Here is a 20,119-nt window from a genome sequence, read left to right as displayed (position 1 = left end):
TTCAAAAAACGGCCGCGCAGTGTATGCCAGTTGCGTACAGAATCAAGGCCTGCGACCGCCTTGAAAGCGCGCCGGCGGCCCCAACCTTCTAGCCATCGACCGCGCTGTACAACCCACTGTTCACATCCAGTGGCCTGCAGCCGATAAACTTCCCATGCGTTGCCGAGTCCGACCAGTAGGCGCGGGCGGCGCGCATTCGCTCATTGATGGTGATGCTTAGATGGATTTCAAAGACTATTACAAGATTCTGGGCGTCGAGCCGACAGCGGACGAAAAGGCGATCAAGACCGCCTACCGCAAGCTGGCGCGCAAATATCACCCCGACGTCAGCAAGGAAAAGGACGCCGAAGACAAGTTCAAGGAAGCCAGTGAGGCCTATGAGGCGCTGAGCAATGCCGACAAGCGCGCTGAATACGACGAGCTGCGCAAGTATGGCCAGCATGGCCGTCCGTTCCAGGGCCCGCCCGGTTGGCAGGGTCGCGGTGGCGGTGGTTTCCATGAAGAGAACGCAGGCGACTTCTCCGATTTCTTCAGCACCATCTTCGGTAACGGCGGTGGTCGTGGTGATCCCGGTGGCAATCCGTTCGGCCGTGGCGGTCAACAGCGCAGCGCAGCGCGCAAAGGTCAGGACGTGGAAATGGAACTGACCGTGTCGCTCGAGGAAACCCTGGCCGAGGAATCGAAGAAGATCAGCTTCAAGGTGCCGCAGTACAGCGCCGCTGGCCAACGCCTGACCGATGTGGTCAAGAACCTCAACGTGAAGATTCCCGCAGGCGTTGCCGACGGCGAGCGCATGCGCCTCAAGGGCCAGGGCGCGCCCGGCGTTGCGGGCGGTGCCAGCGGCGATCTGTTCCTGACCTTGCGTCTGGCGGCCCACCCTCTGTTCGAGGTGGACGCTCCCGACCTGGTCATCCAGGTACCGCTGGCGCCTTGGGAAGTGGCGTTGGGCACCAAGGTCGCGGTGCCTACGCTGACCGGGCGGATCAACCTGACGATTCGCCCGGACAGCCAGAACGGCCAGCGCCTGCGTGTCAAAGGCATGGGCCTGAAGAACAAGCTTGGCGGCCGCGGCGACCTGTTCGCCCAGCTGAAAGTGGTGATGCCCACGCAGGCCGACGAATCCACTCGCGCGGCCTGGGCCGAGCTGGCCAGGCACGCCGAATTCGACCCGCGCGAGAACTGGGGACGCTGATACCGCTACGCCTCGATGCCGGACCCCTTGCCGGCCGCTGGCATTTTCAGGCTGATGTCGCCGCGAATCGGTATCAGCCCGGGGGTCAGCACTTCGCCGGTATCGAGGCCGAAGCGCAATGGCTGATCGCCGTCCACCAGCTTGACCCGCAGGCTTGGGGTTCCGATCAGATTGGCCAGGCCTGGGGTGCGGCTATAGTGGTTGGCCACGGTCTGGTCGGTCAGCGCCAGCCATTTTTCATCGGGCTTGAGGCTCTGCAGCGCTTCGATGCGTTTGTACGCGTAGTAAACCCGCAGGCGTTGCTGCAGATGTGGCGCCGGGTTGCTCAGGCCGTCGGTGGACAGGCTGGCAGCGCAGTCCAGGGCTTTCACGCTTATGCCTTGGCGCCGCGCTTCCACCAGCACCTGGCGCAGGGTGTAGCGACCACTGTCCAGGGTGGTGCCACGGTTGTGCAGGTCACGCAGCTTCTTCTCCAGATCGCGGCCCAATATCCCGGTCGCGTGAAAGCGGTCGAGCAGGTCCTGATGCAGGTCCTTGAGCAGGCCTTGCACGTACAGCGTCTTGACCTGCTGGGCCTTGAGCGTGGACATGTATTTGATCAACAGCTGGCAGCTGCCGACGGCATTCCTGGCCTCGTTGACCACCACCCCGGTATTGCTGGCATACACTTGAGTGAAAAACTCTTTGGGCGTCATGGTGGTGCTCACCGCCGGAAGGCGTGGGCTGTGCTGTGGGGTAGAGGTCAGGAAGAAGGCTTCGGCTTCCTTGCCCAGGTTCGTGCGCAACTCGATCAGCTGTGAGCGGGCGGTGCGCAGCACGCTGTCGATGGGCCCGGTCATCAACTGATGTGCGCCGGGATTGACCAGCATGGCGGTGATGTCACGAAAGCCAGGTGAAGTGTCGAAGGCGGCCAGCGCCTCGGTGCTGGCCGCCAGGTTCTCGGGGGCGGTCATGGTGAACAGCTCCCAATGGCCGGTCCAGCTTCTCTGCACGGGGTAGCTGCCGGTGATCTGCTCGGGGGCGATCGGATCGACGATCACCCAGCGCTCCAGCGAGTCGATGTGGGTGACCTGAAAGATCTTGCCCTCCAGGCGAATGTAGTGCTGGCCATCGGGGTTGGTGAACACGCCCTGGTAGATGCCGGTGCCTTCCGGCAATCCGGTCAGGTCTTCATCCGTGGCGATGAGGTCCAGGGGCGAACCACCGGGAGTCACGCGGTCGATCTGAGCCAGGTCAGTGCTGTCCAGGTCGAGCGCGGCGCCCAGCTCCTCGAAGTTTCCCAGCTCGGCGATGGCTTCGTCGCCCACGCCGCGCAACAGCGGCATATCCAGCAGGATGTTCAGTGCATCCAGGATCGCCGCCCTGAAGGCCGCTTGACGGGCCTTGGGTACGGTCCCGTGCACGGCGTTCGCCAGGTGCGTACCAAAGGCTATCGAACCCGCCGCCACGGCCACCAGGGCCACTGCCGGGTCCGCCGGTGCCATGGGCGTGACGATGCGCATGAATGCCTCCAGGTCGACGAGGAACAGCTCCCTGCGCAGTTCGTGATTGCCGTTCAACAGTTGCCTGGCATCGAGCTTGAGGCGTTTGCCCACCGTATCGAACAGCAGGCTGAACACGTCCTTGTCGATCGTCGTCGCGTTGCCGTTGAGCATGCGCTGCCCGGCTTGCCATGGCGTGGTACGGATGCGCTCCAGGGTCGCCAGCAGCAGGCCCCGCGGTGGCAGGATCGACTCTCCGGGGGTGTCGAAGTGAGCGATTAGGCGCTCTCGGCCCTGCTCGTGGGCGGCCGTTTCGGCCACCCAGTCGTACATCTGCTGTTCATTGTGAAAGACCCGGAACCAGGCGGCAGGGATGTACAGGATCTGCGGGCCCTTGCCGGTGGTGATGCGCAGTATGTCGAACGAGGTCAGGTCGCCCAGGGTAAAGCTCTTGACCGTTGCCTGGGTGCGAGTCGTGTGCAGCCGTTTCAGGTCCTCCAGGGTCGGCGGTCCTGCGATGGGGCCGGCCAGGGTGTCGAACACCAGTCTCAGCTCCCGATTGCTCAGCGCTCCGCTGTTGTAGGCATTCCAGCTGAAGCTGAAAAACAGGATCTTGATCAGCACGCGGCCGTCATCGGCATAGTCACGCAGGAAGGCGTCCAGGCGCTTCTTGTAGTGGCTGGAGAAATCCGTGGCCCAGAACGCTTTCATGATCTGCGAGGGCGCCAGGGGGACCTGATTGGTTTCGTTGTAGATCCCGGCCTGCTGGACGGTATAGAACCCGGACATCTGATCGAGCAGGTCGAAGTTTACTTGATAGAACGTCTTGAACCGGCGCAGGACCAGCTCCGTGACGGTCAGCGTTTCCTTGGGCTTGCCCATGTGCTGCTGTCCGGTAAAGGCGCGGGGGTTATTCTGGGCGTTGTCGAAGTCGTGCCAGTAGACGGTGTCCGGATCCAGATCCAGGTGGGTATGGAACTTGAGCAGCTTGATGCCCCAGTCCCGCGCGCACTCGCGCAGGTCAGGGAAGTTCGCGTAGTAGCGGTCGGCAATGGCACTGACGTTTTCGGCCGATAGCGGGGTGGCGCCGGTCATGGTGGAGCTCCTGGATCGAATGGAGCTGCACCATAGAAAATCCGCCGGGGGGTTACGGCCTACATAGTTAGGCTGGCCCTGTCCGGGACTGCCTTGTCGGCACGGCGCATTGAGAACAGGCCTCTTAGAACAGGCCTCTTAGAACAGGCCTCTTAGAACAGGAAGTAGCGCTGCGCCATGGGCAGCACATCCGCCGGTTCGCACCACAGCAGCACGCCATCGGCCTTGACCTGGTAGGTCTGCGGGTCGACGTCGATGTCGGGCAGGTAACCGTTGTGGATCAGGTCGGTCTTTTGCACCGAGCGACAGCCCTTGACCACCGCGATCTGCTTCTTCAAGCCCAATTGCTCGGGCACGCCTGCGTCCAGCGCGGCCTGGCTGATGAAGGTCAGGCTGGTGGCGTGGCGCGAGCCGTCGAAGCTGGCGAACATGGGGCGGTAGTGCACCGGCTGCGGCGTGGGAATAGAGGCGTTGGCGTCGCCCATGAGGCTGGCGGCGATGGCACCTCCCTTGAGGATCAAGGTTGGTTTGACGCCGAAGAAGGCCGGACGCCAGAGCACCAGGTCAGCCCATTTGCCGATTTCGACCGAGCCCACTTCGTGGCTGATGCCATGGGTGATGGCCGGGTTGATGGTGTACTTGGCGATGTAGCGTTTGGCGCGGAAGTTGTCGTTGCCCTCGGCGTCTTCGGGCAGCGGGCCGCGTTGTTTCTTCATCTTGTCGGCGGTCTGCCAGGTGCGCGTGATCACCTCGCCGACCCGACCCATGGCCTGGCTGTCGGAGCTGATCATGGAGAACGCACCGAGGTCGTGCAGGATGTCTTCGGCGGCAATGGTCTCGCGTCGAATGCGGCTTTCGGCGAAGGCCACGTCCTCGGCGATGCTGGGGTCCAGGTGATGGCAGACCATGAGCATGTCGAGGTGCTCGTCGATGGTGTTGCGGGTGAACGGGCGGGTCGGGTTGGTCGAGCTGGGCAACACGTTGGCGAAGCCGCAGGCCTTGATGATGTCCGGGGCGTGGCCGCCGCCGGCCCCTTCGGTGTGGTAGGTATGGATGGTGCGGCCCTTGAAGGCAGCCAGGGTAGTCTCGACGAAGCCCGACTCGTTGAGGGTGTCGGTATGAATCGCAACCTGCACGTCGTATTGATCGGCCACGTTCAGGCAATTATCGATGGCGGCCGGCGTGGTGCCCCAGTCTTCGTGCAGCTTGAGCCCGATGGCCCCGGCCTTGACCTGTTCTATCAGCGGCTCGGGCAGGCTGGCGTTGCCCTTGCCGGTGAAACCGATGTTCATGGCGAAGGCATCGGCGGCCTGGAGCATGCGCGCCATGTGCCACGGCCCCGAGGTGCAGGTGGTCGCATTGGTGCCGGTGGCAGGCCCGGTGCCGCCGCCGATCATGGTGGTGACGCCGCTCATCAGCGCTTCTTCGATCTGCTGCGGGCAGATGAAGTGGATGTGGGTGTCGATGCCGCCAGCGGTGAGGATCATGCCTTCGCCGGCGATGACCTCGGTGCTGGCGCCGATGGCGATGGTCACGTCCGGCTGGATGTCGGGGTTGCCGGCTTTGCCGATCGCGGCGATGCGCCCGTCCTTGAGGCCGACGTCGGCCTTGACGATACCCCAGTGATCGATGATCAGGGCATTGGTGATCAGCGTGTCGACCACTTCGGCGGCCAGCAGCTGGCCCTGGCCCATGCCATCGCGAATGACCTTGCCACCGCCGAACTTCACTTCTTCGCCGTAGGTGGTGAAGTCTTTTTCCACTTCGATCCACAGGTCGGTATCGGCCAGGCGGACCTTGTCACCGACGGTCGGGCCGAACATGTCGGCATAGGCTTGTCTGGAAATCTTCATCGGTATGCCCTGGAATTCAGTTGTGTATGGACCCTGTGGGATCAGAGGTCACCCATGATGCGCCCGGCGAAGCCATATACCCGGCGCAAGCCGGCCAGGTCCACCAGTTCCACTTCGCGGCTCTGGCCCGGTTCGAAACGCACGGCGGTTCCGGCGGGAATGTTCAGGCGCATCCCGCGAGCAGCCGGGCGGTCGAAATGCAGGGCGTCGTTGGTTTCGAAGAAGTGATAGTGCGACCCCACCTGAATGGGCCGATCGCCGCTGTTGGCCACGGTCAGGCTGAGGGTGCGCCGGCCGATGTTGAGCTCGATGTCGCCAGGCTGGATCCGGTATTGGCCAGGAATCATGAAATAGCTCCTCGAAGCGAAGAAAGACGGTGATTCAAGCCGAGGCCCGGGGCGGCTCGGCGCCTGGCTGCAGCGCCAGTTGCATGAAGGTCAGGTCCAGCCAGCGGCCGAACTTGATGCCTACCTGGGGCATCTGCCCGGTGGTGACGAAACCCAGGCGTTCGTGCAAATGGATCGATGCCTGGTTGCCGCTTTCGATGGCGGCCACCATGACGTATTTGCCGCCCTCGCGAGCACGCTCGACGAGCGTCTGCATCAGCCGCGCGCCGAGACCTTTGCCGCGCTGGTCGTTGCGCACGTACACCGAGTGCTCGACGCTGTAGCGAAAGCCTTCGAAAGGTCGCCAGTCGCCGAACGATGCATAGCCGATGACCTCGCCCTGTTCCTCGGCGACCAGGATCGGATAACCCTGCGCCTGGCGCGCCTCGAACCAGGCCTGACGGTTGGCCAGGTCGACCGGCTTCTCGTTCCAGATCGCCGTGGTGTTGAGCACTGCATCGTTGTAGATCGCGCAGATCCCAGACAGGTCGCGCTCGGTTGCATCACGAATCATGGCGTGCCTCAGGCGATGGGTTGATGGACGGTGACCAGTTTGGTGCCGTCGGGAAAGGTGGCTTCCACCTGGATCTCCGGGATCATTTCCGGAATACCTTCCATGACCTGTTCGCGGCTGAGCAGGGTGGTGCCGTAGTGCATCAATTGCGCGACCGTCTGGCCATCGCGGGCGCCTTCGAGCAGCGCCGCGGAGATCAGCGCCATGGCTTCCGGGTAGTTCAGCTTGAGGCCACGGGCCAGACGGCGCTCGGCTACCAGGCCGGCGGTGAAGATAAGCATCTTGTCTTTTTCGCGGGGTGTCAGGTCCATGGGTGTTCCTTCAGAATATTGGTTGGCAGTGAGGGCCTCTTCGCGGCCACTGGCCGCTCCTACGGCTACCCGGCAGATCGCCTGTGGGCGTGGCCGGCTGCCGCAAGCAGGTACCCGGCAGATCGCCTGTGGGCGTGGCCGGCTGCCGCAAGCAGGTACCCGGCAGATCGCCTGTGGGCGCGGCCGGCTGCCGCAAGCAGGTACCCGGCAGATCGCCTGTAGGAGCGGTCAGCGGCCGCGAAAGGGCTGGCAGATTCAATCAGGTGCTCCAGATCCGCGGGGCCATCGCTTCGCGGCCGAGCACGGCCGGGCGCAGCATCTTCCACAGTTCGATCAGCCAGTCGCGCGCATGCAGCGCCTCGTCGGCCAGGCAGCGTGCCACCAGCAGCCCCGGCAACTGGCTCAGGTCGCCGCGTACGCGCGTCGGCAGTGTCCGGCAGCGTTCAAGCAGGGCCGGGTCGATCTCGCCGGTCACCAGCAAGGTGGCGAACACCGGCTTGCCTCCCAGGCCCACGGCCGAGTCGAGCAAGCCATCGTTGCCGATGATGCGCTGGCGTTCATGCCACAGCAGTTCGCCGTCTCGGCGAATTTCCAGCCGCGACTGAAAATGCCCCTGATCGAAACGCTCGGCTGCCGCCGGTCGCCCTACGGCGACGATGTCCCAATAGAACAACCGGGCATCGCCCCGCAGGTGAATACGGGTATCCAGTTCGGCCTGGGCGGCACTGTAGACGATGGTCTCTTGGGGCAGCCATTCCAGCGTGGCGCCTGCGGCCACATGCAATTCGGTGTTTTGACAGGCAGGGCTGTTGGCGCGGTACCACTTGGCCGCGCCCGGTGTGGTCAATTGCGCCCAGGCGTTGGCCTGCACCTGGGCGCTGATGTCCAGCCGATCGCCCCCGGCGATACCGCCAGGCGGATGCACGATGATGTGCTGGCACACCTCGGGCCCTTCGGCATAAAGGTGCTTCTGCACCCGCAACGGGCCGAAATGGCGGCGCAGGATCGGTCGCGTACTGTCGCCGAACCGCGCGTACCCCAGCTCCAGCCGGGCGTGCCAGCTGGGCGTGTAGGGCAGGGAAGTGACGGGTAGATTCATGGCCTTCATTCTTGTTCGGGTCGCGGCAGATTAAATGGTTACCAGGCCGCGTACACCCTCCGATTCCATGTTTTCACCCCGACCCTGCTGAACGATTTCACCGCGCGACATGACCAGGTACTGATCGGCCAGTTCGGCGGCGAAGTCATAGAACTGCTCGACCAGCAATATCGCCATGTCGCCGCGCGCGGCCAGTTGCTTGATCACCGCGCCGATCTCCTTGATCACCGACGGCTGGATGCCTTCGGTGGGCTCGTCGAGAATCAGCAGCCGTGGTCGGCTGGCCAGCGCCCGGCCGATTGCCAGTTGCTGCTGCTGCCCGCCGGACAGATCTCCACCGCGGCGGTGCTTCATCTGCAGCAGCACCGGAAACAGTTCGTAGATGAACGCCGGCACTTCGCGTGCCTCACTGCCGGGGAAGCGTGACAGCCCCATCAGCAGGTTTTCCTCGACCGTCAGGCGGCCGAAAATTTCGCGACCCTGGGGCACGTAGGCGATGCCGGCATGCACCCGCTGGTGTGGCTTGAAGGCGGTGATCGGCTTGCCTTCCCAGGCCACGCTGCCTTGCTTGGCCGGAATCAGGCCCATCAGGCACTTGAGCAGGGTGGTCTTGCCGACGCCGTTACGCCCCAGCAGGCAGGTCACTTCGCCGATGTTCACGGCGAACGACAGGCCGCGCAGGATGTGGCTGCCGCCGTAGTATTGGTGAAGCTGGTCGACTTGGAGCATGGTAGATAATCCTGTTGTTTGCGGTGTCTGGGCAGACGCCTTCGCGGCCGCTGACCGCTCCTACGGTCGATTACCGTAGGAGCGGTCAGCGGCCGCGAATGGACCTCAACGCCCCAGATAAACCTCGATCACCCGCTCATCGGCCTGCACCGCCTCGAGCGACCCTTCGGCCAGCACGCTGCCCTGGTGCAGCACCGTCACATGGTCGGCAATCGAGCCGACGAAACCCATATCGTGCTCCACCACCATCAATGAGTGCTTGCCGGCGAGGGTCTTGAACAGTTCGGCGGTGAATTCGGTTTCGGCATCGGTCATGCCCGCCACCGGCTCATCGAGCAGTAACAGCTGAGGGTCCTGCACCAGCAGCATGCCGATTTCCAGAAACTGCTTCTGGCCGTGGGACAGCAGGCCGGCCGGGCGATCGATCGACGCGCTCAGGCGGATCGTCTCCAGCACCTCGGCAATGCGGTCGCGCTGCTCGCCCGTCAGCCGCGCACGCAGGCTGGCCCAGACCGACTTGTCGGTCTTCTGCGCCAACTCCAGATTCTCGAAAACGCTCAAGGCCTCGAACACGGTCGGCTTCTGGAACTTGCGGCCGATGCCGGCCTGGGCGATCTGCACCTCGCTCATGTGGGTCAGGTCCAGGGTTTCGCCGAACCACGCCTTGCCCGTGGTGGGCCGGGTCTTGCCGGTGATGACGTCCATCAGGGTGGTCTTGCCGGCACCGTTGGGCCCGATGATGCAGCGCAGCTCGCCCACGCCGATGTACAGGTTGAGGTCGTTCAACGCCTTGAAACCATCGAAGCTGACGCTGATGTCCTCCAGGGTCAGGATGGTGCCGTGGCGGGTGTTCAGCCCCGGTCCGCTGGCCTGGCCCAGGCCGATGGCATCGCGGCTGGTGCCGGCGTCGCTGTTGGGGTCCAGCACCGGTTCGAGCATGAACTCGGCGGTCGCGGTGATTCTCATTGTTCACCCCTTTTCTTCAGCAGGCCGATCACGCCCTTGGGCAGGTACAAGGTCACGATGATGAACAGCGCGCCGAGGAAGAACAGCCAGTATTCGGGGAATGCCACGGTGAACCAGCTTTTCATGCCATTGACGATGCCGGCACCCAGCAGCGGCCCGATCAGGGTGCCACGTCCGCCCAGGGCCACCCAGACGGCGGCCTCGATGGAGTTGGTCGGCGACATCTCGCTGGGGTTGATGATGCCGACCTGCGGCACGTACAGCGCCCCGGCGAGGCCGCACAGCACCGCGCTGAGCACCCAGACGAACAGCTTGAAACCGCGCGGGTCGTAACCGCAGAACATCAAGCGGTTCTCGGCGTCGCGCAGTGCGGTCAGCACCCTGCCGAACTTGCTGCGCGCCAGGCGCCAGCCCACGTACAGACTCAGCACCAGCAGCGCTACGGTGAGCAGGAACAGCACGGCACGGGTACCTTGGGAGGTGATGCTGAAGCCCAGGATGCTGCGGAAGTTGGTGAAGCCGTTGTTGCCGCCGAAACCCGTCTCGTTGCGGAAGAACAGCAGCATGCCGGCGAACGTCAGTGCCTGGGTCATGATCGAGAAGTACACGCCCTTGATCCGCGAACGGAAGGCGAAGAAACCGAACACCAGTGCCAGCAATCCTGGGGCCAGTACCGCCAGGCACATGGCCCAGAGGAAATGCTCGGTACCCACCCAGAACCAGGGCAGCTCGGTCCACGACAGGAACGTCATGAACGCCGGCAAGCCGTCACCGGCCGCCTCACGCATCAGGTACATGCCCATGGCATAGCCGCCAAGGGCGAAGAACAGCCCGTGGCCCAGCGACAACAGGCCGGCGTAGCCCCAGACCAGGTCCAGCGCCAGGGCGACGATGGCATAGCAGAGGATCTTGCCGACCAGGGTCAGGGTGTAGGCCGAGACCTGCAAGCCGTTGCTGGCCGGCAGCAGTGACAGCAGCGGCAGGGCGATGAGGATCGACAGGATCACGACGCCGATGGCGAGGGTCACTTTCGGCCCGGCTTTCTGCGCAGCAGTGAGCATCAATGGCTGGTTCATCAGTCGATCACCCGTCCTTTCAGTGCGAAGAGGCCTTGCGGACGTTTCTGGATGAACAGAATGATCAGCGCGAGGATCAGGATCTTGCCGAGCACCGCACCGATCTGCGGTTCCAGGATCTTGTTGGCGATGCCCAGACCGAACGCGGCGGACACGCTGCCGGCCAGTTGGCCGACGCCGCCCAGTACCACCACCAGGAAGGAATCGATGATGTAGCTCTGCCCCAGGTCGGGGCCGACGTTGCCGATCTGGCTCAGCGCCACGCCACCCAGGCCGGCAATGCCCGAGCCCAGGCCGAAGGCAAGCATGTCGACGCGGCCGGTGGGTACGCCGCAGCAGGCGGCCATGTTGCGATTCTGGGTCACGGCGCGCACGTTCAGGCCCAGGCGGGTCTTGTTCAGCAGCAGCCAGGTCAGCACCACCACGGACAGGGCGAAAGCGATGATCACGATGCGGTTGTACGGCAGCACCAGGTTGGGCAGCACCTGCCAGCCGCCGGAGAGCCAGGCCGGGTTGGCCACTTCCACGTTCTGCGCACCGAAGATCAGGCGAATCGCCTGGATCAGCATCAGGCTGATACCCCAGGTCGCCAGCAGGGTTTCCAGGGGGCGTCCGTACAGGTGGCGGATGACGGAGCGTTCCAACACCATGCCGATCACAGCGGTAACGAAGAAGGCCACGGGCAGCGCGATCAGTGGGTAGTACTCGATGGCGCCCGGCGCCAGGCGCTGGACCAGCATCTGCACGACGTAGGTGGAGTAGGCGCCGAGCATGAGCATCTCGCCATGGGCCATGTTTATCACGCCAAGCAGGCCGAAGGTGATCGCCAGGCCCAGGGCGGCCAGCAGCAGGATCGAACCCAGGGACATGCCGCTGAAGGCCTGCCCCAGGATGTCGCCGATCATCAGCTTGCGCTTCACTTGAACCAGGCTGGTCTCGGCAGCGGTGCGCACGGCGGCGTCCGTCTCGACACCAGGCGCCAGCAGGTTTTCCAGGCGGGTGCGCGCCAGTGGCTCGCCGGTTTCACCCAGCAGGCGTACCGCAGCCAGGCGCACGGCGGGCTCGGGATCGACCAGCTGCAGGTTGGCCAGGGCCAGGGTCAAGGCGGTTTTCACCGTTTCGTCCTGTTCACCTGCGGTCTGCCGGTCGAGCAGGGGCAGTTGGCTGGGCTGCGCCGAGCGTTGCAGTTGCTGCGCGGCGGCCAAGCGTACCTGAACATCGTTGCTCAGTAGTTGGTGGCTGGCCAGGGCGGTGTCCACCAGGCCGCGCAGACGGTTGTTGAGGCGCAACTTGCGCACTGGTTCGATGGCCGCGGCAGTGCCGTCGGCTGCGGTCATCTGGCCATCGGTTTCGATGAACGGTTTTTTCTCGGCATCGGCCGCCACTCGGCCGTCCTGAAGGGCGGTGAGCAAAGCCATCCGCGCCGGCTCGGGCTGCGCAGCCCAGGCTTCCAGCAGTCGAACCTGCTCGGCGGATGAAGCGCCGGTAAAATCACTGGCGTCGTTGGCGCTCGCCACCATGGGCAAGAGCAGAACGACAGCGGTGAAGAATTTGATGAGGGACATGGCAAGTCCTTTGAATTGAAGGCAACACCCGCCCCCTTTGTGGGAGCGGTCATCGGCCGCGAAAAAAAACGCTGCGCTCTATCAGCTGCACTGCGATAGCCCTTCGCGGCCATAGACCGCTCCTACAGAAAACTCGCGGTCCACCGTCGGAGCGGTCATCGGCCGCGAAGAGAGCGCTGCGGTCTACCAGACGCACCGCGCCGCCCCTTCGCGGCCACGTGGATCAGTTGCTCTTCACCGCATGATCCGGCTTCTTGTCGTTGCCAGGAATGTACGGGCTCCATGGCTGGGCGCGGATCGGCTCCTTGGTCTGCCACACCACGTTGAACTGACCGTTGTCCTCGATCTCGCCGATCATCACCGGCTTGTGCAGGTGGTGGTTGGTCTTGTCCATGGTCAGGGTGTAGCCCGACGGCGCGGCGAAGGTCTGCCCGGCCATGGCCTCACGCACCTTGTCGACGTCGGTGGACTTGGCCTGGTTGGCGGCCTGTGCCCACATGTTGATGCCCACGTAGGTCGCTTCCATCGGGTCATTGGTGACCACGGTGCCGGCGTTCGGCAGGTTCTTGGCCTTGGCGTAGGCTTTCCAGTCAGCAACGAACTTGGTGTTTTCCTTGTTCTCCACCGACTGGAAGTAGTTCCATGCCGCCAGGTTGCCCACCAGCGGCTTGGTGTCGATGCCGCGCAGCTCTTCTTCGCCGACCGAGAAGGCCACCACCGGTACGTCGGTGGCCTTCAGGCCCTGGTTGGCCAGTTCCTTGTAGAACGGCACGTTGGAGTCGCCGTTGACGGTGGAGATGACCGCAGTCTTGCCGCCTGCCGAGAACTTCTTGATGTTGGCGACGATGGTCTGGTAGTCCGAGTGACCGAACGGGGTGTAGACCTCTTCGATGTCCTTGTCGGCGACGCCCTTGGAGTGCAGGAAGGCGCGCAGAATCTTGTTGGTGGTGCGTGGGTAGACGTAATCGGTGCCCAGCAGGAAATAGCGCTTGGCCGCGCCACCGTCTTCGCTCATCAGGTATTCGACCGCCGGGATCGCCTGCTGGTTGGGCGCCGCACCGGTGTAGAACACGTTCGGCGACATCTCCTCACCCTCGTACTGCACGGGGTAGAACAGCAGGCCGTTGAGTTCTTCGAAGACCGGCAGCACCGACTTGCGCGACACCGACGTCCAGCAGCCGAACACCACGGCCACCTTGTCCTGAGTGATCAACTGCCGTGCCTTCTCGGCAAACAACGGCCAGTTGGACGCCGGGTCCACCACCACCGCCTCGAGCATCTTGCCATTGACGCCACCCTTGGCGTTGATCTGGTCGATGGTCATCAAGGCCATGTCTTTCAGCGAAGTCTCCGAGATGGCCATGGTGCCGGACAGCGAATGCAGGATGCCGACCTTGATGGTCTCGGCAGCCTGGATCGTCCAGGACAAACCCATGGCAGCGATCGATGCGGAAAGGGTGAACGCCTTGATCAAGCTGCGACGCTTCATTGTGCAATCTCCATGTACGGAATGTCGTTCCGGTGCGGCAGGTGGGGACTTCTCGCTGGAGTATTGCAAGGGGTGTGCCGGAGTCGCGCAGGGGCGCAATACGTGCCGGTTGAGCTTAGGCAACGCAGCGGCGCGCACCGTGCTGGTGCTCGACTGGCAGGATGGTGCGCAGGGTTGAGTGGTATTGGTGCGCCGGACTACGTGCGCGACCCACCAGGCAGATCGCGTGCACCGCCGACGCGGCTTGCGCCGCTGCTACGGGATCGCGTGCACCGCCGACGCGGCTTGCGCCGCTGCTACGGGATTGCGTGCACCGCCGACGCGGCTTGCGCCGCTGCTACGGGATTGCGCGCACCGCCGACGCGGCTGGCGCCGCTGCTGCGGGATTGCGTGCAACGCCGACGCGGCTTGCGCCGCTGCTGCGGGATCGCGTGCACCGCCGACGCGGCTTGCGCCGCTGCTACGGGATTGCGTGCACCGCCGACGCGGCTTGCGGTGCTGCTACGGGATTGCGTGCACCGCCGACGCGGCTTGCGACGCTGCTACGGGATCGCGTGCACCGCCGACGCGGCTTGCGCCGACGCTGCTGGGACCGCGAATCCCCTGTAGCAGCGGCGCGAGCCGCGTCCGGGCGCACCGCAAATGTATGCAGGATGGCTCAGACAGCTTCGACCGAAGGCCGCACCCGCAGCAGCACCCAATCCGCCACCCAAACCAGCACCAAGGACAGGCCCACCAGCGGAAACAGCACGCCCACCGCAACCATCACTCCGACCGCCACCTTCCATCGCGGCAGATCATGGCGCAGCGGCGGTACACCGAGCTTGCCCTGTGGCCGGCGCTTCCACCAGATCACCAGGCCGCTGACCGAACTGAGCAGGATCATCAGGCACACCAGCAGCACGATGATCTGATTGACCGGGCCGAACATCTTGCCCTCGTGCAGCATCACGCCGGTTTCGGTAGCACGGGCGACCAGGCCGTAATGTGCCCAGCGCACATCGGCCAGAACCTGACCGCTGTACTGATCGATGTGCAGGGTCGCGTCGTTGCGTGGGTCGTCGGCGAATACCGCCACGGTGAACACGCCGCTCGCGGTGGTCGGCAAGGTGATGCTGTAGCCCGGCTCCACCTGCAATCGCGCCGCTGTATCGACCACGCTCTGCAGGCTGATCTGCGGCGCCGCCGGGGCATGCACGTGCTCGCCATGAGCCATGTGTTCGGCATGCGCGCCGCTGGACTGTGGCATCGGCGTGTGTTCCATGGCCCACGGCACGGTCTGCCGGTGGGCCTGGTTGAGTTTGCCAGCCTGCTCGTCGGAGGTGGGCATATCGTTCCACATGGCGGCAGGGAACTGGTTCCACAACTGGGCATACTGCTTGCCCCAGAAACCGGTCCAGGTCATGCCGCTGAGCAGCATGACCAGCAGCAACGCCGCGCCCCAGAAACCGACTGCCGCATGGACGTCGCGCCACAGCGCCCGGCCACGGCTGCGCCAGCGCGGCCAGAGCACGCCGCTGGCCGCGGTACCGCGCGGCCACCACAGGTACAGGCCGGAGATCACCAGCACAATGCCCCAGCCGGCGGCCAGCTCTATCAGCCGGTCGCCGAGGGTGCCGATCATCAATTCGCCGTGCAGCGCCCTGGCCACCGCCTGCAGGTTCCACTTGGCATCCTGCGCGCCCAGCAATTCGCCGGTGTAGGGATTGACGAATACATTCAGTTCGCGGCCATCGGCATGGACCACGAACTGAGCACTGCGCTCGGCGGTGCTGGGCGGCAGGTACTGGCCGATGGCACCACGCGGGTAGGCGTTGTGGGTTCGCACCAGCAATTCATCGGCACTCAGGCGCTGTTCGGCCACCGGCACCACCAGCAGGTCACGGTACATCCAAGGGTCCAGCTGTGGCTTGAACAGGTAGATGATTCCGGTCAGCGCCAGCAGGATCATGAACGGCGCGACGAACAGCCCGGCGTAGAAATGCCAACGCCAGGCAAGGTTGTAGAAAGAGGTTTTCATGGAGAAGGCGTGTTCCGACTTATCGTGTACTCAACAAGGCCCCATGCGCTGCCCGTCCCCTTCCACAGGTCAACCACGCCCCCGCGTGGGAGCGAGCCTTGCCTGCGAAAACATTCGCAGGATCAGCAACGCCCACTGTGGGAGCGGGGCGGGCGGCGAGCCATCTACCCGCGAAGAGGCCCGCGTTGACAACGCACAAGCGTGTGTATGTTTGGCGTGGAAGCTCAAACCAACGCAGGCGGCGCTCGCGTGCGCGCGCCGAGGAACACCGCCTGTGTAGCGTGCCCCGCGCGGGGCTCGGCCATGAATACACTGTGCGGGCGCTGCGCATTCGCCCCCGCAATGGCCAGCGCCTGAGGCAGCGCTGGGCAATGGAAGAACAGGCTGCAGTAACCGCACTTTTCCATCAGTGCGTGCAGATCGCCGCCGCTCGCGCCGCTGCCATGGTGCTCGTCGTGAGCGGCGTGGTCCATGGCGGGCATGTCTATGGCGGGCACGGCGCTGCCCAGCGCCACGCCGGACATCCTGTGGTCCATCGGCATGGATTGGGAAATCAGCGGGCCGATGAATATCATCAGCATCGCGAACAGGCTGATCCAGCTGGCGCGCGCCTTGGCAGACGGCGTGGAAGGAGTGCGCTTGGCGCTCAGGGCATTCATTCAGTCAATGCGCATGCTCGGTGGCCTCTTCCTGCGCGGGCGCCTGCTTGAGCACCTGTACCTCCACCACGAAATCACCGGCCTTGGCAAAGTGCAGCGTCACGGGAAAGTGCTGGCCGGCCTGTAATGGGCTGCTCAGCTTGAGATCCAGCAGCATCACGTGAAACGCCATCGGCGCGAAGACCGCGTGGCCGCTCGCCGGAACGGTGACACCCTGGACCCGCTGCATCTTCATCATGCCGTCCTGGTTGATGTGCTGATGCAGCTGCGCCTCTGCGGCGATGGGCGTGTCGACGCTGGTCAGCGTGTCGTCGTCGAGCCCGCGGTTGCGCAGCTCGAAGTACACCGCCGCTGTCGGCGAGCCGGGTGGCAGTTCCTGGGACCAGGGTTCGACGATGAGCAGATCACCCGCCTTGTATTGACGGACGTCGCCTTGCGCGGCGGCAGCGAGCAGCATGAGCACACAGGCAGACCAGAACCTTTTCATCGCAGACACCCCGATACGAAAGCCGCCATTGTAGCAGCGGCGCGAGCCGCGTCGGCGGCATACGCAATAAATCTGGTCCACCGCGCGAGCCGCATCATCAGGCACCGCAATGCTCTGTAGCAGCGGCGCAAGCCGCGTCATCAGGCGCCGCGATTCATCTGCACCAGCAATGACGCCGCATCCATGAACATGCGATCCACCGCAGGCAGCGCCGGGCGCTTGAGCACCAACACCGGCAACCCCATCTCCCGCGACACCTGCAGCTTGGGTTCGGTCGCGCCGCTGCCGCTGTTCTTGCTGATCAGCACGTCGATGCTGCGCTGGGCGAACAAGGCGCGTTCGGCGTCCAGACAAAAGGGACCACGGGCGCCGATGACCTCGCATTGCGCCGTGCCTGGGTAGGGGTCCAGCGCCCGCAGGGTCCAATGCTGATGCGGCGGGATCTCGTGGAGGTGCTGCAGGGGTTCGCGACCCAGGGTAAACAGTGGTCGCTGGAACGGTGCCAGCACCTGCACCAGTTCAGCCCAGTCGACCACCTCTCTCCAGTCGTCACCCGCCTGAGGCGCCCAGGCCGGACGGCGCAAGGCCCAGCACTCGATGCCGGCCAGGCCCGCCGCCTTCGCAGCATTGGCGCTGATCTGCGCCGCATAGGGATGAGTCGCGTCCACCAGCAGCGTAATGCCCTCGCCACGAATGTAGGCTGCCAGCCCTTCGGCACCGCCATACCCACCGACGCGCACCTGACAGCGCAGGTCGGTCGGCACGCGGCCCACGCCCGCCAGGCTGTAGACATGTTCAGGCCCCAGGGTCCGCGCGATCGCCAGGGCCTCGGTCACGCCACCCAGCAGCAGGATGCGCTTCATGGACTCACCCCCGCCTGCCCGACGATCCCGCCCTGGCGATCGATGGCGAACACCTCCACCTGAACCCGATCCTGTACCACGCTGCGAGCGAATTGCCAGGCATGGCGGCAGACCTCATCGCCCAGCTTCACGCCCTCGGCATGGGCCAGGGCCAAGGCTTGCTGGCTGGTGTTGGCCGCGCGAATCCGCGTTTGCAGGTCACTGCCTGCGCCGACGTCGCTGGCCCAACCCGCCAGCTGTGCCAGATCGATACTCGAATGACGACTGTGCAGGTCCATGTGTCCGGCCGCCAGCTTGCTGATCTTGCCGAAACCGCCGCACAGGCTGAGTTTGTCCACGGGCACCTTGCGCAGATGTTTGAGTACCGCACCGACGAAGTCGCCCATCTCGATCAGGGCGATCTCGGGCAACGCGTAGACCTGGCGCATAGTGTCCTCGCTGGCATTGCCGGTGCACGCGGCGATGTGCCGGTAGCCGTTGGTGGTCGCCACATCAATGCCTTGATGAATGGAGGCGATGTAAGCGGCGCACGAGAACGGCCGTACGATACCGCTGGTGCCCAGGATCGACAACCCGCCGAGGATGCCCAGGCGCGGGTTCATGGTCTTGAGCGCCAGGCCAGCGCCGTTCTCGACGTTGACGGTGACCTCGAAGCCGCCGCCGTAGCCATGTTCCTCGGCCAAGCGCGCCAGGTGCTCGCCGATCATCCGCCGCGGCACCGGATTGATCGCCGGCTCACCGACACCCAGCACCAGCCCTGGCCGGGTGACCGTGCCTACGCCGACGCCAGCCACGAAATGGATGCCGGGCTCATCGAGCAGACGCACCTGGGTGTACAGCAAGGCGCCGTGGGTCACATCCGGATCATCGCCGCCATCCTTGAGCGTACCGGCTTCAGCGCCGTCGGCATTCAGCCGGCAGAACTCCAGGCGCATTGACACCTGCTTGCCCTTGGGCAACACGATATGCACCGCATCGCTGGCGCCACCGCCGAGCAACAGGCGCGCGGCGGCCAGGCTGGTGGCCGTGGCGCAACTGCCGGTGGTCAGGCCGCTGCGCAGTGGTGCCGGCTGTTCCGCTGTTTCTTCACGCATCGAGGGGTTTGACCGCTTCGAGCAGGGTGATCGGCAGCGCCTGGCGCCAGGTGTCGAACTCGCCCAACGGGCAGGCCTGGGCAATGTGCAGGCGGGTCAGTTCGCCGCCGTGGTGCTCGCGCCACTGCACCAGCGCCAGTTCGCTTTGCAGCGTGACCGCGTTGGCCACCAGACGGCCACCGGGTTTGAGCGCTGCCCAGCAGTCGGCCAGGACGTTTTCGCGGGTGACGCCACCGCCGATGAAGATCGCGTCAGGCGTGGCCAGCCCGGCCAGGGCCTGCGGCGCCCGACCGCGCACCAGCTGCAGGCCCGGCACGCCGAGGGCATCGCGGTTGTGTTCGATCAAGGCCTGGCGGCCCTCGTCGGATTCGACCGCGATGGCGCGGCAACTGCGGTGGGCACGCATCCATTCGATGCCGATCGAGCCAGAGCCGGCACCGACGTCCCACAGCAACTCGCCCGGCTGGGGTGCCAGGCGTGCCAGGGTCACCGCGCGAATGTCACGCTTGGTCAGTTGGCCATCGTGGCGAAAGGCAGTGTCGGGCAGGCCGGCCAAGGGGGACAGCCGCGGAGCGTCCGGGCTTGCCTGGCATTCGAGGGCGATCAGGTTGAGCGCGGCGATCTCGCTGAAGTCATCGTTGGCGGTACCGTCGATACGACGTTCGCCGGGCCCCCCCAGGTGTTCGAGCACGGTCATGCGGCTGGCACCGAAGCCGCGCTCGCGCAGCGACCGTGCAACGGCTTGCGGGCTTGCCCCATCGTTGCTCAAGACCAACAGGCGCTGGCCGCTGTACAGGTGTGCAGCCAGCGCCGCGACCGGACGGGCGACCACCGACAGGGTCACCACGTCTTGCAGGGCCCAGCCCAGACGAGCAGCGGCCAGAGAGTAGGAGGACGGCGAGGGCAATACGTGCATCTGCGCAGCCGGGACCTGCCGCGCCAGGCTGGCGCCGACGCCATAGAGCATCGGATCACCACTGGCCAGCACGCAGACCGCCGCGCCGGGCTCGGACAGTACTGCATCGAGGCTGAACGGGCTGGGCCAGGCAACGCGGGTACCGACGACGCAGCGCGGCAGCAGTTCGAGCTGGCGGGGCGAGCCGACGATGCGCCGCGCGCTCAACAATGCACATCGTGCCTGTTTGCCCAGGCCCGCAAATCCGTCTTCACCGATACCTACCAGGGTCAGCCAGGCCGACATGAATATCCCTCATACAAAGCTATTCCGACGGGCAGACTT

At 64.7% G+C, this 20,119-nt stretch carries 18 protein-coding genes; 1 reads left to right on the top strand and 17 read right to left on the bottom strand.

All coding sequences use genetic code 11. The features are described 5' to 3' along the window. Positions 1-220 precede the first annotated feature (220 nt). Entirely contained in the window at positions 221-1,192 is a 972-nt protein-coding gene (locus tag H7993_RS18700; RefSeq protein ID WP_122480334.1) for a DnaJ C-terminal domain-containing protein, read from the top strand. Between the two features lie 5 nt (positions 1,193-1,197). On the opposite strand, the gene H7993_RS18695 is transcribed toward H7993_RS18700, so the two are convergent. From H7993_RS18695 to cbiE, 17 genes are all read right to left on the bottom strand, one after another. Then, positions 1,198-3,768, bottom strand: a complete 2,571-nt coding sequence (locus H7993_RS18695; protein WP_185795292.1) for a membrane-targeted effector domain-containing toxin — start codon at positions 3,766-3,768, stop codon at positions 1,198-1,200. Positions 3,769-3,920: 152 nt separating this feature from the next. Next, positions 3,921-5,621: an urease subunit alpha gene (gene ureC, locus H7993_RS18690; protein WP_185795291.1), complete on the bottom strand. Its 1,701-nt coding sequence runs from the start codon at positions 5,619-5,621 to the stop codon at positions 3,921-3,923. A 41-nt stretch (positions 5,622-5,662) separates the two neighbouring features. Then, on the bottom strand, positions 5,663-5,968 hold the full coding sequence (locus H7993_RS18685; protein WP_185795290.1) for an urease subunit beta: 306 nt from the start codon (positions 5,966-5,968) through the stop codon (positions 5,663-5,665). Positions 5,969-6,002: 34 nt separating this feature from the next. Continuing rightward, positions 6,003-6,521 (bottom strand): GNAT family N-acetyltransferase, encoded by a 519-nt coding sequence (locus H7993_RS18680; protein ID WP_185795289.1) that lies wholly within the window; start codon positions 6,519-6,521, stop codon positions 6,003-6,005. An 8-nt stretch (positions 6,522-6,529) separates the two neighbouring features. Further along, complete coding sequence (locus H7993_RS18675; protein WP_049861996.1) at positions 6,530-6,832, bottom strand: urease subunit gamma; 303 nt, start codon at positions 6,830-6,832, stop codon at positions 6,530-6,532. Positions 6,833-7,091: 259 nt separating this feature from the next. Next, positions 7,092-7,931 carry an urease accessory protein UreD gene (locus H7993_RS18670; RefSeq protein WP_185795288.1) on the bottom strand — a complete coding sequence of 280 codons (840 nt, stop codon included), beginning with the start codon at positions 7,929-7,931 and terminating at the stop codon, positions 7,092-7,094. A 30-nt stretch (positions 7,932-7,961) separates the two neighbouring features. Continuing rightward, on the bottom strand, positions 7,962-8,660 hold the full coding sequence (urtE, locus tag H7993_RS18665) for an urea ABC transporter ATP-binding subunit UrtE (protein ID WP_122480328.1): 699 nt from the start codon (positions 8,658-8,660) through the stop codon (positions 7,962-7,964). A gap of 105 nt (positions 8,661-8,765) precedes the next feature. Beyond that, the gene (gene urtD / locus H7993_RS18660; RefSeq protein ID WP_122480327.1) at positions 8,766-9,626 is read right to left on the bottom strand and encodes an urea ABC transporter ATP-binding protein UrtD; all 861 of its coding nucleotides are present in this window, start codon (positions 9,624-9,626) and stop codon (positions 8,766-8,768) included. Continuing rightward, the gene (gene urtC / locus H7993_RS18655; RefSeq protein WP_122796493.1) at positions 9,623-10,702 is read right to left on the bottom strand and encodes an urea ABC transporter permease subunit UrtC; all 1,080 of its coding nucleotides are present in this window, start codon (positions 10,700-10,702) and stop codon (positions 9,623-9,625) included. The genes urtD and urtC overlap by 4 nt, the downstream gene beginning before the upstream one ends. Then, the gene (urtB, locus tag H7993_RS18650; protein WP_185795287.1) at positions 10,702-12,267 is read right to left on the bottom strand and encodes an urea ABC transporter permease subunit UrtB; all 1,566 of its coding nucleotides are present in this window, start codon (positions 12,265-12,267) and stop codon (positions 10,702-10,704) included. The genes urtC and urtB overlap by 1 nt, the downstream gene beginning before the upstream one ends. 223 nt (positions 12,268-12,490) lie before the next feature. Further along, the gene (urtA, locus tag H7993_RS18645) at positions 12,491-13,756 is read right to left on the bottom strand and encodes an urea ABC transporter substrate-binding protein (protein ID WP_122480324.1); all 1,266 of its coding nucleotides are present in this window, start codon (positions 13,754-13,756) and stop codon (positions 12,491-12,493) included. Positions 13,757-14,414: 658 nt separating this feature from the next. Then, a complete protein-coding gene (locus H7993_RS18640; protein ID WP_185795286.1) occupies positions 14,415-15,776 on the bottom strand; it encodes a PepSY-associated TM helix domain-containing protein in 1,362 nt (453 codons plus the stop codon). Positions 15,777-16,000: 224 nt separating this feature from the next. Further along, positions 16,001-16,435 (bottom strand): DUF2946 domain-containing protein, encoded by a 435-nt coding sequence (locus H7993_RS18635; protein WP_185795285.1) that lies wholly within the window; start codon positions 16,433-16,435, stop codon positions 16,001-16,003. Between the two features lie 4 nt (positions 16,436-16,439). Then, positions 16,440-16,922 (bottom strand): copper chaperone PCu(A)C, encoded by a 483-nt coding sequence (locus H7993_RS18630; protein WP_425312036.1) that lies wholly within the window; start codon positions 16,920-16,922, stop codon positions 16,440-16,442. Positions 16,923-17,062: 140 nt separating this feature from the next. Beyond that, positions 17,063-17,785: a cobalt-precorrin-6A reductase gene (locus H7993_RS18625; protein ID WP_185795284.1), complete on the bottom strand. Its 723-nt coding sequence runs from the start codon at positions 17,783-17,785 to the stop codon at positions 17,063-17,065. Further along, a complete protein-coding gene (locus tag H7993_RS18620; protein WP_185795283.1) occupies positions 17,782-18,879 on the bottom strand; it encodes a cobalt-precorrin-5B (C(1))-methyltransferase in 1,098 nt (365 codons plus the stop codon). The genes H7993_RS18625 and H7993_RS18620 overlap by 4 nt, the downstream gene beginning before the upstream one ends. Continuing rightward, a complete protein-coding gene (cbiE, locus tag H7993_RS18615) occupies positions 18,872-20,080 on the bottom strand; it encodes a precorrin-6y C5,15-methyltransferase (decarboxylating) subunit CbiE (RefSeq protein WP_185795282.1) in 1,209 nt (402 codons plus the stop codon). The genes H7993_RS18620 and cbiE overlap by 8 nt, the downstream gene beginning before the upstream one ends. Between the last annotated feature and the right edge of the window lie 39 nt (positions 20,081-20,119).

The organism is Pseudomonas baltica, from assembly GCF_014235765.1.
In the GTDB taxonomy this organism is placed as follows: domain Bacteria; phylum Pseudomonadota; class Gammaproteobacteria; order Pseudomonadales; family Pseudomonadaceae; genus Aquipseudomonas; species Aquipseudomonas baltica.
This window is presented reverse-complemented; position numbering and strand designations above follow the sequence as displayed.

Excerpts from the sequence above, each read along its gene's own strand:
- cbiE (WP_185795282.1), bottom strand. The coding sequence starts at position 20,080 with ATGTCGGCCTGGCTGACCCTGGTAGGTATCGGTGAAGACGGATTTGCG.
- H7993_RS18675 (WP_049861996.1), bottom strand. The coding sequence starts at position 6,832 with ATGGACCTGACACCCCGCGAAAAAGACAAGATGCTTATCTTCACCGCC.
- H7993_RS18680 (WP_185795289.1), bottom strand. The coding sequence starts at position 6,521 with ATGATTCGTGATGCAACCGAGCGCGACCTGTCTGGGATCTGCGCGATC.
- H7993_RS18700 (WP_122480334.1), top strand. The coding sequence starts at position 221 with ATGGATTTCAAAGACTATTACAAGATTCTGGGCGTCGAGCCGACAGCG.
- ureC (WP_185795291.1), bottom strand. The coding sequence starts at position 5,621 with ATGAAGATTTCCAGACAAGCCTATGCCGACATGTTCGGCCCGACCGTC.
- urtC (WP_122796493.1), bottom strand. The coding sequence starts at position 10,702 with ATGAACCAGCCATTGATGCTCACTGCTGCGCAGAAAGCCGGGCCGAAA.
- H7993_RS18620 (WP_185795283.1), bottom strand. The coding sequence starts at position 18,879 with ATGCGTGAAGAAACAGCGGAACAGCCGGCACCACTGCGCAGCGGCCTG.
- H7993_RS18685 (WP_185795290.1), bottom strand. The coding sequence starts at position 5,968 with ATGATTCCTGGCCAATACCGGATCCAGCCTGGCGACATCGAGCTCAAC.
- urtE (WP_122480328.1), bottom strand. The coding sequence starts at position 8,660 with ATGCTCCAAGTCGACCAGCTTCACCAATACTACGGCGGCAGCCACATC.
- H7993_RS18695 (WP_185795292.1), bottom strand. The coding sequence starts at position 3,768 with ATGACCGGCGCCACCCCGCTATCGGCCGAAAACGTCAGTGCCATTGCC.
- H7993_RS18670 (WP_185795288.1), bottom strand. The coding sequence starts at position 7,931 with ATGAATCTACCCGTCACTTCCCTGCCCTACACGCCCAGCTGGCACGCC.
- urtD (WP_122480327.1), bottom strand. The coding sequence starts at position 9,626 with ATGAGAATCACCGCGACCGCCGAGTTCATGCTCGAACCGGTGCTGGAC.
- urtB (WP_185795287.1), bottom strand. The coding sequence starts at position 12,267 with ATGTCCCTCATCAAATTCTTCACCGCTGTCGTTCTGCTCTTGCCCATG.
- H7993_RS18630 (WP_425312036.1), bottom strand. The coding sequence starts at position 16,922 with ATGAAAAGGTTCTGGTCTGCCTGTGTGCTCATGCTGCTCGCTGCCGCC.
- H7993_RS18625 (WP_185795284.1), bottom strand. The coding sequence starts at position 17,785 with ATGAAGCGCATCCTGCTGCTGGGTGGCGTGACCGAGGCCCTGGCGATC.
- H7993_RS18640 (WP_185795286.1), bottom strand. The coding sequence starts at position 15,776 with ATGAAAACCTCTTTCTACAACCTTGCCTGGCGTTGGCATTTCTACGCC.
- H7993_RS18635 (WP_185795285.1), bottom strand. The coding sequence starts at position 16,435 with ATGAATGCCCTGAGCGCCAAGCGCACTCCTTCCACGCCGTCTGCCAAG.
- urtA (WP_122480324.1), bottom strand. The coding sequence starts at position 13,756 with ATGAAGCGTCGCAGCTTGATCAAGGCGTTCACCCTTTCCGCATCGATC.